Annotated in this window: 13 protein-coding genes; 11 read left to right on the top strand and 2 right to left on the bottom strand. The window is 64.2% G+C overall.

From position 1 onward, the window contains the following. The first annotated feature begins 6 nt into the window (after positions 1 to 6). The 4 genes from ACT5M9_RS14870 (at position 7) to ACT5M9_RS14855 (ending at position 3,495) form a co-directional block, all read left to right on the top strand. Positions 7 to 1,809 carry an aminopeptidase P family protein gene (locus ACT5M9_RS14870; protein WP_457982238.1) on the top strand — a complete coding sequence of 601 codons (1,803 nt, stop codon included), beginning with the start codon at positions 7 to 9 and terminating at the stop codon, positions 1,807 to 1,809. A 109-nt stretch (positions 1,810 to 1,918) separates the two neighbouring features. Next, complete coding sequence (locus tag ACT5M9_RS14865; RefSeq protein WP_438549301.1) at positions 1,919 to 2,314, top strand: nitrous oxide-stimulated promoter family protein; 396 nt, start codon at positions 1,919 to 1,921, stop codon at positions 2,312 to 2,314. Between the two features lie 129 nt (positions 2,315 to 2,443). Then, entirely contained in the window at positions 2,444 to 2,896 is a 453-nt protein-coding gene (locus ACT5M9_RS14860; protein ID WP_457982237.1) for a GNAT family N-acetyltransferase, read from the top strand. Between the two features lie 128 nt (positions 2,897 to 3,024). Continuing rightward, positions 3,025 to 3,495, top strand: a complete 471-nt coding sequence (locus tag ACT5M9_RS14855) for an outer membrane lipoprotein (RefSeq protein WP_438549303.1) — start codon at positions 3,025 to 3,027, stop codon at positions 3,493 to 3,495. A gap of 104 nt (positions 3,496 to 3,599) precedes the next feature. On the opposite strand, the gene ACT5M9_RS14850 is transcribed toward ACT5M9_RS14855, so the two are convergent. Continuing rightward, a complete protein-coding gene (locus tag ACT5M9_RS14850; RefSeq protein ID WP_457982236.1) occupies positions 3,600 to 4,550 on the bottom strand; it encodes a CYTH domain-containing protein in 951 nt (316 codons plus the stop codon). Positions 4,551 to 4,719: 169 nt separating this feature from the next. On the opposite strand from ACT5M9_RS14850, the gene ACT5M9_RS14845 reads away from it, so the two are divergent. Then, on the top strand, positions 4,720 to 5,400 hold the full coding sequence (locus tag ACT5M9_RS14845) for a TIGR00153 family protein (protein WP_349920907.1): 681 nt from the start codon (positions 4,720 to 4,722) through the stop codon (positions 5,398 to 5,400). A gap of 25 nt (positions 5,401 to 5,425) precedes the next feature. Beyond that, positions 5,426 to 6,691 carry an inorganic phosphate transporter gene (locus ACT5M9_RS14840; RefSeq protein WP_457982234.1) on the top strand — a complete coding sequence of 422 codons (1,266 nt, stop codon included), beginning with the start codon at positions 5,426 to 5,428 and terminating at the stop codon, positions 6,689 to 6,691. A gap of 163 nt (positions 6,692 to 6,854) precedes the next feature. Here ACT5M9_RS14840 and ACT5M9_RS14835 read toward each other — a convergent pair whose 3' ends face one another. Then, positions 6,855 to 8,093, bottom strand: coding sequence for a multifunctional CCA addition/repair protein (locus ACT5M9_RS14835; protein ID WP_457982232.1), 1,239 nt, complete (start codon positions 8,091 to 8,093; stop codon positions 6,855 to 6,857). Between the two features lie 221 nt (positions 8,094 to 8,314). Between ACT5M9_RS14835 and ACT5M9_RS14830 the strand changes: the two genes are divergently transcribed. The 5 genes from ACT5M9_RS14830 (at position 8,315) to mltC (ending at position 13,370) form a co-directional block, all read left to right on the top strand. Beyond that, on the top strand, positions 8,315 to 9,934 hold the full coding sequence (locus tag ACT5M9_RS14830; RefSeq protein WP_457982231.1) for an ExeA family protein: 1,620 nt from the start codon (positions 8,315 to 8,317) through the stop codon (positions 9,932 to 9,934). Continuing rightward, positions 9,934 to 10,620 (top strand): GspB family T2SS assembly factor variant ExeB, encoded by a 687-nt coding sequence (gene exeB / locus ACT5M9_RS14825; protein WP_457982230.1) that lies wholly within the window; start codon positions 9,934 to 9,936, stop codon positions 10,618 to 10,620. The genes ACT5M9_RS14830 and exeB overlap by 1 nt, the downstream gene beginning before the upstream one ends. A gap of 179 nt (positions 10,621 to 10,799) precedes the next feature. Next, positions 10,800 to 11,861 (top strand): A/G-specific adenine glycosylase, encoded by a 1,062-nt coding sequence (gene mutY, locus ACT5M9_RS14820; protein WP_457982228.1) that lies wholly within the window; start codon positions 10,800 to 10,802, stop codon positions 11,859 to 11,861. Positions 11,862 to 11,882: 21 nt separating this feature from the next. Beyond that, positions 11,883 to 12,155, top strand: a complete 273-nt coding sequence (locus ACT5M9_RS14815; protein ID WP_139433930.1) for an oxidative damage protection protein — start codon at positions 11,883 to 11,885, stop codon at positions 12,153 to 12,155. A gap of 114 nt (positions 12,156 to 12,269) precedes the next feature. Next, a complete protein-coding gene (mltC, locus tag ACT5M9_RS14810; RefSeq protein ID WP_438549310.1) occupies positions 12,270 to 13,370 on the top strand; it encodes a membrane-bound lytic murein transglycosylase MltC in 1,101 nt (366 codons plus the stop codon). Positions 13,371 to 13,408: the final 38 nt, after the last annotated feature.

Below are 13,408 nucleotides of genomic sequence, written 5' to 3'. Positions count from 1 at the left end.
AACGACATGAATCATTTCGAGATTATTGAAACCCGCGTCGCCCAGCTCAGGACCTCCCTGGCCACCCAGGAACTGGACGCCTTCATCGTTCCCCACGATGACGAGCACCTGGGGGAGTACATTCCCGCTCATGCCGAGCGTCTGGACTGGATCACGGGTTTCAACGGCTCCGCCGGCCTCGCCATCATCATGGCGCAGCGGGCGGCCCTGTTCATCGACGGTCGTTATACGGTGCAGGCCCGCATGCAGGCCCCCGCCGAGCTGTTTGAATTCCTCCATCTGAACGAGGATCCCCATGTGCAGTGGCTGGCGGAACAGCTGCCGGCCGGTGCCCGGGTCGGCTTCGACGCCCGCCTGCACAGCCTGGCCTGGTACCAGAACGCCAGGGCCGTGCTGGCGGATCGCGGCATCGAACTAGTGCGGGTGGACGAGAACCCCATAGACCCCCTCTGGACGGATCGCCCCCTTCCCACCAAGACCCCAGTCATCCTCTACAACGAGGCGCTGGCGGGCCGGTCCAGCCAGTCCAAGCGCGAGCAACTGGCAGCGGATCTGCGCAAGCGCGGGCTGGACGCCGTGCTGCTGACCCAGGCCGAACCCATCAACTGGCTGCTGAACCTGCGCGGCCGCGACGTGGAGCGCCTGCCGGTGGTACTGGGCTTCGCCGTGCTCTACGCCAACACCAGCATGGATTTCTTCGTCGACACCGACAAGATCGACTGCATCGCCTTCACCCAGCACGTGGGGCAGGATGTCTCCGTCTACCCCATCGACAAGCTGGGTGACGTGCTGCAACGCATCGGGGAAGACCATCAGAAGGTGCTGGCCGACCCGAACACCGCCAACGCCTGGACCCAGCTCGTCATGGAGGAGGCAGGCGCCATCCTGGTGGCCGGTCAGGATCCCACCATGCTGCCGAAGGCCTGCAAGAACGAAGTGGAGCTGGCGGGCATGCGCACCGCCCACCTGCGCGATGGCGTCGCCGTCACCCGCTTCCTCGCCTGGCTGGACCGTCTGGTCGCCTCCGGCGAGTTCGAGGGGGTGGACGAGGGTACCCTGGCAGATCAGCTAGAATCCTTCCGCCGCGAGCAGGATCACTATGTGGAGCCGAGCTTCGACACCATCTCCGCGCTCGGCCCCAACGCCGCCATGTGCCACTACCGCCACACCAACGGCGTGCCGCGCACCTTCGGCCAGGACAGCATCTATCTGGTGGACTCCGGCGCCCAGTATCTGGACGGTACCACCGACATCACCCGCACCCTGCGGGTGGGCGAGGTGACCGAGGAGCACAAGGCGATGTTCACCCGGGTGCTGCAGGGCCACATCGCCCTGGATCAGGCCCGCTTCCCCCGCGGCACCGCCGGCATCCAGCTGGACGTGCTGGCCCGCATGCCCCTGTGGCAGGCCGGCTACAACTATGACCACGGTACCGGCCACGGGGTCGGCCACTTCCTCAGCGTGCACGAAGGCCCCCAGCGCATCGCCCCCAAGGGCAGCCTGGTGGCGCTGCAGCCGGGCATGGTGCTCTCCAACGAACCTGGCTACTACCGGGAGAATGCCTTCGGCATCCGCTGCGAGAACCTGGTGGTGGTGACCGAGCTGGAAGCCCGCGGTGAGCTGCCTATGCTGGGCTTCGAGCGGCTGACCTATGTACCGTTCGATACCCGTCTCATCGACCGCAGCCTGCTGAGCCAGGACGAGTTCCGCTGGATCAACGACTACCACGTGGAGGTCTTCCGCCGCCTGAGCCCGTTGCTGGAGGGCGAGGATCTCGCCTGGCTGGAGCAGGCGACCAGCCTCATCTGATCGCAGGCGAGTACGCTTGTCTGATGACACAGGGCCCTTGGGCCCTGTTTTTCATCCCCGTTTTGACCTGTATCAAGACCCCATCCGCCCCGGTCAGGACAATGGCGCCATGAACTCCGAACAGCCAGGCACTCGTCGCAGTGCCCGTGCCAGTCAGGCACCCGAGCACCCCAGGCTCAGACGGGAGCAGCTGACGGTCAGCGCCATGATCCGTCTCTACTGCGACCACCATCATCAGGATCCCGACTGCCGGCATTGCCGACAGTTGCGGGATTTCGCCCACCAACGGCTGCGCCGCTGCCGCTATGGCCTGGGTCACAAGCCCACCTGCGCCAAGTGCGACATCCACTGTTATGCCCCCGCCATGCGCAAACAGATCCAGCAGATCATGAAGTGGAGCGGCCCCCGCATGCTGTGGCACCACCCCTGGCTCGCCCTGCGTCACCTGCTGGACAGCCGCCGCAAAGCCCCCAGACGCCCCCATGGCAGGCCACTCCCGCCTTAGTTCACCTCAGGTTTGAACAGACGCGACACTCCCGTGTCGGGCCGACCCCTTGCATAGTGCCGACTGGCTCACTACCCTGTGGCTCTTTTTTGACTGCCCCCCGGCAGCAAGCCCCTGACAGGAGCCAGGATGCACCAGCCCCCCCTTTTGAGAGTGGCCCGCCACACCGACATGCACGCCATCGGGCGACTCGACGCCGAGATCTTCGGTGAGGACGTCTACCCTCCCTTCTTCTTCCGCCAGGCCATGGATCTCTGGCCGGATCTGCTGATCGTGGCCGAGCTGGACGGCAGGCTGCTGGGCTATGCCCTGGGCGGACTGGGACAGGATCGGTCGCAGGGCTGGCTGCTCTCCCTGGCCGTGCTGCCGGAGGCCCGTGGCTTCGGCCTCGCCGAGCGGATGATGCTGCGGGTTGAGCAGGGGCTGGCGGCGCTGCAGACGGCGCGAGTCAGGCTCACCGTGGATCCGGCCAACCCGGCCCAGCGCCTCTACTATCGCCTCGGCTACCAGTTGCTGGCCGAGGAACCGGGCTACTTCGGCCCGGGGGAGGATCGCCTGCTGCTGGAGAAGCCTCTACCCTGAGGAGATAGCGCGGCCACGGGCCCCCGGCACATAAATGGTTACATTTTGCGGGTTTCATGCGCGATCCGGTTGGCGTAAAGTTAACCACGACACAAAGATTAACCCGATGCTCGCCCAGGAGGCTCATCATGTTCAAACGTATCGCCATCGTCACCCTGCTGGCCGCGACCACAGCCCTCACCGGCTGTGCCAACAGCGACGTCTACTCAGGAGACGTCTACACCAAGGATCGTGCCAAGCAGGTCCAGACCGTCAGCTATGGCACCATACAGTCCACTCGCCCGGTCAAGATCCAGGCCGATGAGAACTCGGTACTCGGCACCATAGGCGGCGCCGTGGTCGGGGGCCTGCTCGGCAGCACCATAGGTGGCGGCCGGGGCAGCGACATCGCCGCCGCCGGGGGCGCCATCGCGGGCGCCGCGGCAGGCAAGGCGGCCGGTGACAAGTTCAACCAGGTCGACGGCGTGGAGCTCGAGATCAAGAAGGAGAACGGGGAATCCATCGTGGTGGTGCAAAAGGCCAGCCCCACCTTCGTGCCGGGGGCTCGCGTGCGTATGACTCAGGGCAACGGCAGCATCAACGTGGCCGTGGTGAACTGATCACTCCGGGGGATAACCCCAATCCCTGCAGAAACAAAAAGGTGAGCCCAGGCTCACCTTTTTGTTAGGTCTCACAGAACTGCCGCGAAGGCGCGAACGGCCTCTCAAGCCTCCAGATGCAGCCAGGCCGCGATGGCCAGTTGCAGCCGCACGTACTCGGCACTGTGGACCAGGGTAAAGACACCGTCCTCCTCGTTCGCAACCTCTACCAGCCGGGCAGCTTGGGCCAGCAGGGCCGGTAGCCAGACGGGGGACGGCACCAGGGTAGTCGCCGCCTCCCTCAGCAGCGTCACCCCTTGCAGGAGAGCAGACAGGGCCTGTGCCCTGGCAGCCTGGTCAGACTCCAACCAGAGCTGCTCGTGATGCTGCCAATGTTGCAGCCCGAGGGTGATGCGCGCCTTGGCATCCCGCCCGTTCGGATCCGGCATGGGTTGCGGCGCCAGCGCCTTGCCGAGCCCCGCCAGCCGGTAGCCGCGCTGCGCCTTGGACTGGGCCCCCAACCGAACGCCACCCAGCTCGGCCAGCTCGGCCGCCAGGGCGAAGAGGGCGCTCGCCTCGCCAGTTTTCAGCTCAAGCTCCAGCTCGTCGATATCGCTGCGCCCCAGGCTCCCGACTATCTCCCCCCTGTCCCAGGCCAGCTCTATCTCGGCACCGTCAAAGGCGATCAGCCAGTGGCTGCGCACAAAATCGGTGCTGAACTGGGCCACCAGCTGGGTCTGGATTTCATCACGTGCGGCCAGGCTTGGCCAGATAGCGTCGGGGAAGCTCCCTAGGGTGGGCAGATCCCCGTCGATGGGGGCGTTGTACTCGGGACGGGCGTGCAGCCCACCGACCACCTGGCCCCGGCACTTGATGGTCTGCTCGGAAAATTCATCGCTGCGGCGGATGCGCAGCCCCATGTCGAGCCGGCGCAGTGCGAGATCCGGGGTATCGAAATAAACGTTGCCAAGACCCGTGTTGCTCGAGGAGATAATATCGAGTTTATTCAGAAGGTTGGAGAGTTGCTCCTGGATGTCTGTGGCGACGAAAAATTTAATCTCGATCTCAGTTTGCATAGTCATTCCGGGCTGGCTGGCAACTTTGGGGGGCATGATCCCCGCCACGGGGATATAATGCCAGCGAAACATCAGGATTAATTCACGGTTTTATTGAGGGCATAGTTCGGTTACCATGCGCCCCTCATGAAATAGTATCGAGTGTTTTTTCACCGACACAGGTTTGGCCATGCCAGTAAATACTATCCTGGGACTTTTCGCCAAGTCCCCCATCAAGCCGCTGCAGAAGCATATCGTCAAGGTTCACGTGTGCTGCGAGCAGCTCATTCCGTTCTTTGATGCCGTTGCCGAAGACCGTTGGGAAGATGCCGAGAAGATCCGGCAGCAGATCGCCCAGCTGGAAAAAGAAGCGGACATCCTCAAACGCGAAATTCGTCTCAAGCTGCCCCGCGGCCTGTTTCTGCCGGTCGCCCGTACCGATCTGCTCGAGATGCTGACCCAGCAGGACAAGATTGCCAACCGTGCCAAGGATATTTCCGGCCGCATGCTTGGTCGTAAAATGGAATTCCCCTCCGAGATGCGTGCCGACTTCATGGCCTATCTCAAACGTTGTATCGATGCGACCGCCCAAGCCGAAAAAGCCATCGGAGAACTCGATGAGCTGCTCGAAACCGGCTTTAAAGGACGTGAAGTTGAAATGGTTGCCGAGATGATCCATCAGCTGGATCTCATCGAGGACGATACTGACACCATGCAGATCGGGCTGCGCCAACAGTTGCAAGCCGTTGAGCACAAATACAATCCGATCGACGTTATGTTCCTCTACAAGATCCTCGAATGGGTAGGTGACCTGGCTGATCAGGCCGAGCGCGTTGGCGCCCGTCTGGAACTGATGCTGGCTCGTTCGTAATCGACTGACTGGGTAAACACTACTAATGGACATTATCGCAAATTACGGCACCACCCTGGTGCTCGTGGCGGCCTTGTTCGGCTTTTTGATGGCCTGGGGCATAGGCGCGAATGACGTCGCCAATGCCATGGGGACATCGGTCGGTACCAAATCCCTGACCATTCGTCAGGCGATCATCATCGCCATGATCTTCGAGTTCGCCGGTGCCTATCTGGCCGGTGGCGAGGTGACCGCTACCATCCGCAACGGCATCATCGACAGCAACGCCTTCGCCGACACCCCGGATCTGCTGGTGCTCGGCATGATAGCCTCCCTGCTGGCGGCGGGTCTGTGGCTGATCCTGGCCTCCTACTTCGGCTGGCCCGTCTCCACCACCCACTCCATCATCGGCGCCATCGTCGGCTTCGCCGTGGTGAGCATTGGCCCGGAGGCGGTACAGTGGAACAAGTTCGGCGGCATCGTCGGCTCCTGGGTCGTCACGCCGGCCATCTCCGGGGTGATCGCCTACTTCATGTTCATCAGCGTGCAGAAGCTCATCTTCAACACCGATGATCCCCTGAACAACGCCAAGCGCTACGTCCCCTTCTACATGTTCCTGACGGCCCTGGTCATCTGCCTGGTCACCATCAAGAAGGGACTGACCCACGTCGGCCTGCACCTGAGCAACGGCGAGGGGATCATGCTCTCAGTCGCCATCTCCATCGCGGTGGCGTTTGCCGGCTGGCTCTACATCCGCGGCCAGCAGTACAACCCGCAGGATGACAGCAAGATGCACTTCGCCAACGTGGAGAAAGTATTCGGCATCCTGATGATCATCACCGCCTGTGCCATGGCCTTCGCCCACGGCTCCAACGACGTGGCCAACGCCATCGGCCCGCTCTCCGCGGTGGCCTCCATCGTCGCGGCGGGCGGCGAGATCGGCGGCAGCTCCCACATCGCCTGGTGGATCCTGCCGCTCGGCGGCATCGGTATCGTCATCGGCCTCGCCACCATGGGCGAGAAGGTGATGGCCACCGTCGGCACCGGCATCACCCACCTGACTCCGAGCCGCGGCTTCGCCGCCCAGCTGGCCACCGCCGCCACCGTGGTGATCGCCTCCGGCACCGGTCTGCCCATCTCAACCACCCAGACACTGGTGGGTGCTGTGATGGGGGTGGGGCTTGCCCGTGGCATCGCGGCCCTGAACCTGGGCGTGCTGCGCAACATCGTGGTCTCCTGGGTCATCACCCTGCCCGCCGGCGCCATCCTGGCCATCGCCATCTTCTACGTGCTGCAGGCCTGCTTCTCCTAAGACGCCTCCCAGCAAAAAGCTCGGGTCACTGACCCGGGCTTTTCTTTTTGTCCTCTCTGCTGCCTCGAACGGCTGACGACGCCTTCCCCGAGCCTACTCCGCGATAAAGGTCCCTTCATCGTGTACCGGCTACCGCTGTCGAGCCATCACCGCAGGGATCTCATCACTCCTCGATAAAGGTCCACTCATCCCGCACCCGGCTGATGGCATCGAGCCGCCGCTTGCCGAGCTGCTCGCGGATCTCCTCCCCCTTGAAGCCCGCCGCCACTATCTCCTTCACCGGCACGGCCTGGGCCGCCGCCAGCGCCTGGGCCACATAGTCCGGCTCGGCATAGACCCGCTCCTCGAAACCGGTGCGGCCGTGGAAGTCGGCCCGGCAGGTATCGAGCAGCTGAGCGAAACGCTCTGGCCTGCGCCAGGCATCCGCCTTGTCGAACAGCTTGAGCAGGGTCGCGGGCTTGAGCTCGAACGCGATGTGGATATGGGTGTGCAGATCGCTCACCAGCAGCGCCAGATCCCGGCAATCGTTCGGTACTCTAAAGCGCTCGCAGAAGTCCCGAATAAGCGGCAACCCCTTCTGGCCGTGGCCGTGGTGGCTCGGCCAGAACTCAGGGGGCGTCACTCCCTTGCCAAAGTCGTGGCAGAGGGCGGCGAAGCGCACCGCCAGTTCGGAGGAGCGCTGGCAGGCCTGCGCCAGCACCATCATGGTGTGGATGCCGGTGTCGATCTCCGGGTGCCACTTGGCCGGGGCCGGCACCCCGAACAGGGCATCCAGCTCGGGGAACAGGGCCTTGAGGGCGCCGCATTCCCGCAGCACCTCGAAGAAGACGGCGGGGGTCGGCCCCAGCAGCACCTTCTCCAATTCCTTCCACACCCGCTCAGGGGTCAGGTGGGCCAGCTCGCCAGCCTCCGCCATCTCCCGCATCAAGGCCAGGGTTTCGGGGGCCACCGTGAAACCCAGGCCGTGGAAGCGGGCGGCGAAGCGGGCGACCCGCAGGATGCGCAGGGGATCCTCGGCGAAGGCCGGGGAGACGTGGCGCAGCAGCCGCGCCTCCAGATCCTGCAGGCCGCCATAGGGATCGTGCAACTGGCCGTGCTCATCCTCGGCGATGGCGTTGACGGTGAGATCCCGGCGCAGCAGGTCCTGTTCCAGGGTGACGCTCGGGTCGGCATGGCAGACGAAGCCCGTGTAGCCCTGCCCCTGTTTGCGTTCGGTACGGGCCAGGGCATACTCCTGCTGGGTCTTGGGGTGCAGGAACACGGGGAAGTCGCGGCCGACCTGGGTAAACCCAAGATCCAGCATCTGCTGCACGGTCGCACCGACCACCAGGTGATCCCTGTCCCCCTGCGGCAAGCCCAACAGGCGGTCCCGCACCGCTCCCCCAACCAGATAAGTCTGCACGCGCACTCTCCCTCGATAAACCTGCCTCGATGATACCGCTTTTGAGCCGAGGAGACGATGTTCCTTGCTTCGGCATCGGCGCCGAGCGGCGCAATCATTCGGCCCCGATCACTCTAGCCGTTTGAGTCACCATGCAGGATGACCCTCTTATGGTATCCGGGTCTTTGACATCCCTCTGGGGAGGCTTTAACCTGCCGCCCATAACAATGGAATGGATCCTTATGTACACACAGTTCTTCGGTCTGTCGGAGCCCCCGTTCTCCATCTCGCCCAACCCCAAATACCTCTACATGAGCGAACGCCACGGGGAGGCCCTGGCCCACCTCAACTACGGGTTGCAGGATGGGGGAGGCTTCGTGCTGCTCACCGGAGAAGTGGGGACGGGCAAGACCACGGTTTCCCGCTGTCTGCTGCAACAACTGCCCGCCGACACCGAGATCGCCTACATCCTCAATCCGTCCCTGACCGAGCGGGATCTGCTGGCGGCCATCTGCGACGAATACCAGCTTGCCTACGAGCAGGAGGCCGGCATCAAGCCGCTGTTCGACCTCATTCGCGATCACCTGCTGGCCAACCTGGCGGCGGGCAAGCGCAGCGTGGTGCTGGTGGATGAGGCGCAGCACCTGCTGCCCGGGGTGCTGGAGCAGTTGCGCCTGCTCACCAACCTGGAGACCGACGAGAAGAAGCTGCTGCAGGTGGTGCTCATCGGTCAGCCCGAGCTGCAGCAGATGCTGCGCCAACCCCTGCTGCGCCAGCTGGCCCAGCGCATCACCGCCCGCTATCACCTGCTGCCGCTGTCGCGCCAGGACGTGGACGCCTATGTGCGCTTCCGACTGCAGGTGGCCGGCTGCGTGCAACCCATCTTCACCCCCAGGGCGATCCAGACCCTGCATCGCCTCTCCGGCGGCATCCCGCGCCTCATCAACCTAATCTGCGATCGCGCCCTGATCGCCGCCTTCGCCCGTGGCAGCCACAAGATAGTGCACGGCGACATCAGCCAGGCGGCCTTCGAGGTGAGCGGCATCCGCGACGAGGGGAGCTGGCAGTCCGGTCTGACCGTGGCCCTGGTCGGCGCCCTGCTGGTAGCCACCGGCTGGTGGGGCTGGCAGTTCGTCGGCGTCTTCCCCACCCGTCCCGTGGTCAAGGTGGAGGTGCCGGTCAAGGTGGACGATACCCCGGAACAGCAGGAGCAGCTGACCCGTGCCATCAACCAGGCGCTCGAGCCCGATGTGGCCATGCAGAATCTCTACAAGGTATGGGGCTACCAGGCCGAGCTGGAGGAGGCGACCTGTGACAACGCCCCCCGCGCCGGCCTGCGCTGCCAGGAGGGGGAGGCCACCCTGGCCGAGCTGCAGGCCTTGCAGCACCCGGCCCTCATCAGCCTGACCGATGAGACCGGCGGCCTCTACTACGCCACCCTGGTAAACCTGGGGCCGGACAAGGCCTCCCTGCTCATCGGCAACCAGAGCTGGCAGGTGGACCGTCAGTGGCTCGCCGATGCCTGGGGAGGCAGCTACACCCTGCTGTGGCGCACGCCCAAGGGGGGCGTCACCCTGATCGGCAACAACGCCGGTCCGGCCCAGGTGCAGTGGCTGGACAACGCCCTGAGCCGCGCCATGCAACAGCCGGATCGCAAGGTGAGCCGCTTCGATGCCGAACTCAGACGCAAGCTGCAACAGTTCCAGCGTGAACAGGGGCTGGCCCCGGACGGGATCGCCGGCAGTAATACCCTGCTGCGCCTGAACGTACAGGCCGGTGAGCCCATGCCCAAGCTGGAAGATGGCGCCCTGCGCGCCGACGTACCGGTCAACCTGGATGAATTGGTGGAGGAGAACTCCTGATGTCTACCCTGCTCAAGGCCCTGCGCCGGGCCGATCAACCCCAGTTCACCCCGCACATGCCGCTCATGGGGCTGCCCGTGAGCCAGGAGGAGGAGCCGAGCCGCCGCTGGATCTGGTGGCTGCTGGCCCCCCTCGCCCTCGTCATGGGCGCGGGCGCCAACTATGGCTGGCACCTCTATCACCTCAAGCCCATCGAGCAGCAGATCGAGGTGAAAGAGGTGGTGACGCCCCCCTTCGTACGGGTCGAACCCAAACCGATGATCACCCGTCCCCTGCCGCCTCCCCTGCCGGAACCCGTGGTGCAACCCAAGGCGGCCCCGGCCCCGAGGACGACGGCAACGGCCGCCGCCAACGGCCAGAGCCTGGCGGAGCGCATCATGATGGCCCTCAACAACACCCCGCTGGTGGAAGAGTCGGCGCCCCAGGTTGAGCGCTCGGCCGGGGCCATCCCCCTCAGCGCCCTGCCCGCGGCCATCAAGCAGCAGGTACCGCCCCTCACCTACGGCGCCCACAACTACTCCTCCGATCCGGCCAAGCGGGCCGTGGTACTCAACGGGCGGGAGCTGCGGGAGGGGAGCGAGATTGCCCCCGGGGTGACCCTGATCGCCATCGCCCAGGATGATATCGTGCTGCAGGTCGGCGGCCAGCATGCCAGCCTCAAGGCACTGCAGGACTGGCGCGGCTAATCCCGTTACACTCGCGGGTAGTCAGACAACAAGAGGGAGCCCGAGAGCTCCCCTTTTTCATCGATGAGCCAAGCCGGATGGGTGTCAAACAGGTGAGCAGCCTCCCGAGGGGCACACCTTCAGGCATCCAACGCAGGCACATCCAGATTTCATTATTAGATCAATAACATGAGCATATCGTGAGCAACCCAGACAACACCTCATTCGCCACCCGGATCCTGGATTGGTACCAGATCCATGGCCGCAAGACCCTGCCCTGGCAGCAGGACAAGACCCCCTACCGGGTCTGGATCTCCGAGATCATGCTGCAGCAGACCCAGGTCGCCACCGTCATCCCCTACTACGAACGGTTCATGGCGCGCTTCCCCGACGTGCTGGCCCTGGCCGACGCCCCCATCGACGAGGTGTTGCACCACTGGACCGGGCTCGGCTACTACGCCCGCGCCCGCAACCTGCACAAGGCGGCCCAGACTATCCGCGATCTGCACGACGGCCTGTTCCCGGAACAGCTGGAAGAGGTGATGGCCCTGCCCGGCATAGGTCGCTCCACCGCCGGTGCCGTGCTCTCCCTCTCCCTGGGTCAGCCCCACGCCATCCTGGACGGCAACGTGAAGCGGGTGCTCACTCGCTGGCTGGCGCTGCCGGGCTGGCCCGGACAGAAGCCGGTGGAGAACAGCCTCTGGGAGCTGGCCACCCGCCTCACCCCGAGAGTCGGCGTCGCCCAGTACAACCAGGCCATGATGGACATGGGAGCCACCGTCTGCACCCGCAGCAAGCCCGCCTGTGCCCGCTGCCCGGTCCAGAGCGATTGCCAGGGGCTGTCGCAAGGCAACCCCACCGCCTACCCCAACAGCAAGCCCAAGCAGAGCATCCCCGCCCGGACCGGCATCATGCTGATCATCCGCCACGGGGATCAGCTGCTGCTGGAGAAGCGCCCCCCTCAGGGGATCTGGGGCGGGCTCTACTGCTTCCCTCAGGTCGAGGCGCGCGCCGAGATAGAAGACCGTCTGCAGGCGCTGGGACTGCACGGCTCCGACTACCGGGAACTGACTGGTTTTCGTCACACCTTCAGTCACTTCCACCTGGATATCCAGCCCCTGCTGATCGAACTGACTGCCCCGCCGCCCCCGCTGCTCATGGAAGCGGATTCCCGACTCTGGTATAACTTACGCCATCCTGCCGAGGTGGGGTTGGCGGCCGCCACGGCCCGCCTGCTCGCCTACCCGGACTTACAATCCTGAGTTGCAACCACAGAGGTCAACATGAGCCGTACCGTATTCTGCCAGCGTCTGAAGAAAGAGGCGCCGGGTCTCGATTTCCAACTCTACCCCGGCGAGCTCGGCAAGCGGATCTTCGACAACATCAGCAAGGAAGCCTGGACCGAATGGCAGAAAAAGCAGGTGATGCTGATCAATGAGAAGAAGCTGAACATGATGAACCTCGAGCATCGCCAGCTGCTGGAGAAGGAGATGGTGAGCTACCTGTTCGAGGCGGGTGAAGTGGCCATCGACGGCTACACCCCTCCCAGCCAGTAACAATTAGCCCTGAGCAAGGGGTCGCCTTCCAGCATCAGGCCGTCGACGGCCAACTCCCCCCTTGCTCAGGGTTCTTGAATGACGGGCGGCCCCGCCACCCAGCTTGAGGATTTTATGGGTCGACTTTTTTGGCTGCTGTGCGCCGTGCTGTTTCTCTCTGCCTGCTCCTCTTCCCCCGCCCCCCGCGAAGAAGATGAGGATCTGGTCAACGGCAAGGATGTGCGCGGCTTCGAACACATGATCAGTGCCCTCTCCCACAACGTGAACGAGATATGGGGGCGAGAGGCGCTATTTGCGGGCAAGTTTGACTACGTCAAATACACGGATCAGTACAAGAGCCGGGCCCACATCGACTTCTCCAGCGGTCACATCATGGTGGAAACCGTGTCGGGGATCGATCCCCGCTCCCACCTGCGCCGCGCCATCATCGAAACCCTGATGACGCCTGACGATCCGGCGGAAGTGGATCTTTACTCCGACCGGGAGATCATGCCGGGCGGCGAGCCCTTCCTCTATGGCCAGGTGCTGGACAACCAGGGGCAGCCGATCCGCTCCAGCTGGCGCGCCGAGCGCTACGCGGACTACCTGCTCAACACCGCCATGAAGAAGCGCACCCTCGGCATTCGCAACATCTTCTTCATCGACATCCCCATGGTGGCGAACCACGAGGACAAGCGCGGCTACAAGTACGCCAGCATCATCCGCGACGCCTCCCGCAAGTACGGGGTCGCCGAGAGCCTGATCTACGCGGTGATCAAGACGGAGAGCAGCTTCAACCCCTATGCGGTCAGCCACGCCAACGCCTATGGCCTGATGCAGGTGATCCCGGCCACCGCGGGGCGGGACGTCTATGTACGGGTCAAGGGCAAGAACGGCCAACCGACCCGGGAGGATCTGTTCAACCCCGCCTACAACATAGACGTCGGGACCGCCTACCTACACCTGTTGCAGACCGTCTATCTGGCGGACATTCAGGATCCCCAGTCCAGGCGCTATGCGGTGATCTCCGCCTACAACGGCGGGGCGGGCGGGGTGCTCAACACCTTCTCCAGCGATCGCAAGGCGGCCCCCGGCATGATCAACCGCCTCTCCCCCGAGGCCGTCTACCAGGTGCTGACCGAGCAGCACCCCAAGGCGGAGGCGCGCCGCTACCTCTACAAGGTCAATCAGGCCGAGAAGGGGTTCAAGCGCAGCGTGCCCAGCCGGGCCGGCTGACGGCAGCCACAAAAACAAGAAGGGCGCTCATGGAGCGC

It is taken from the genome of Aeromonas sp. AE23HZ002T15 (genome assembly GCF_054165525.2).
The sequence above is the reverse complement of the archived record's forward strand: the minus strand, read 5'-3'. Positions and strand labels throughout refer to the sequence as shown.

What these genes read in the sequence shown, in the direction of transcription:
- ACT5M9_RS14870 (WP_457982238.1), top strand. Translation starts at nt 7, where the DNA reads ATGAATCATTTCGAGATTATTGAAACCCGCGTCGCCCAGCTCAGGACC.
- ACT5M9_RS14865 (WP_438549301.1), top strand. Translation starts at nt 1,919, where the DNA reads ATGAACTCCGAACAGCCAGGCACTCGTCGCAGTGCCCGTGCCAGTCAG.
- ACT5M9_RS14860 (WP_457982237.1), top strand. Translation starts at nt 2,444, where the DNA reads ATGCACCAGCCCCCCCTTTTGAGAGTGGCCCGCCACACCGACATGCAC.
- ACT5M9_RS14855 (WP_438549303.1), top strand. Translation starts at nt 3,025, where the DNA reads ATGTTCAAACGTATCGCCATCGTCACCCTGCTGGCCGCGACCACAGCC.
- ACT5M9_RS14850 (WP_457982236.1), bottom strand. Translation starts at nt 4,550, where the DNA reads ATGCAAACTGAGATCGAGATTAAATTTTTCGTCGCCACAGACATCCAG.
- ACT5M9_RS14845 (WP_349920907.1), top strand. Translation starts at nt 4,720, where the DNA reads ATGCCAGTAAATACTATCCTGGGACTTTTCGCCAAGTCCCCCATCAAG.
- ACT5M9_RS14840 (WP_457982234.1), top strand. Translation starts at nt 5,426, where the DNA reads ATGGACATTATCGCAAATTACGGCACCACCCTGGTGCTCGTGGCGGCC.
- ACT5M9_RS14830 (WP_457982231.1), top strand. Translation starts at nt 8,315, where the DNA reads ATGTACACACAGTTCTTCGGTCTGTCGGAGCCCCCGTTCTCCATCTCG.
- exeB (WP_457982230.1), top strand. Translation starts at nt 9,934, where the DNA reads ATGTCTACCCTGCTCAAGGCCCTGCGCCGGGCCGATCAACCCCAGTTC.
- ACT5M9_RS14815 (WP_139433930.1), top strand. Translation starts at nt 11,883, where the DNA reads ATGAGCCGTACCGTATTCTGCCAGCGTCTGAAGAAAGAGGCGCCGGGT.
- mltC (WP_438549310.1), top strand. Translation starts at nt 12,270, where the DNA reads ATGGGTCGACTTTTTTGGCTGCTGTGCGCCGTGCTGTTTCTCTCTGCC.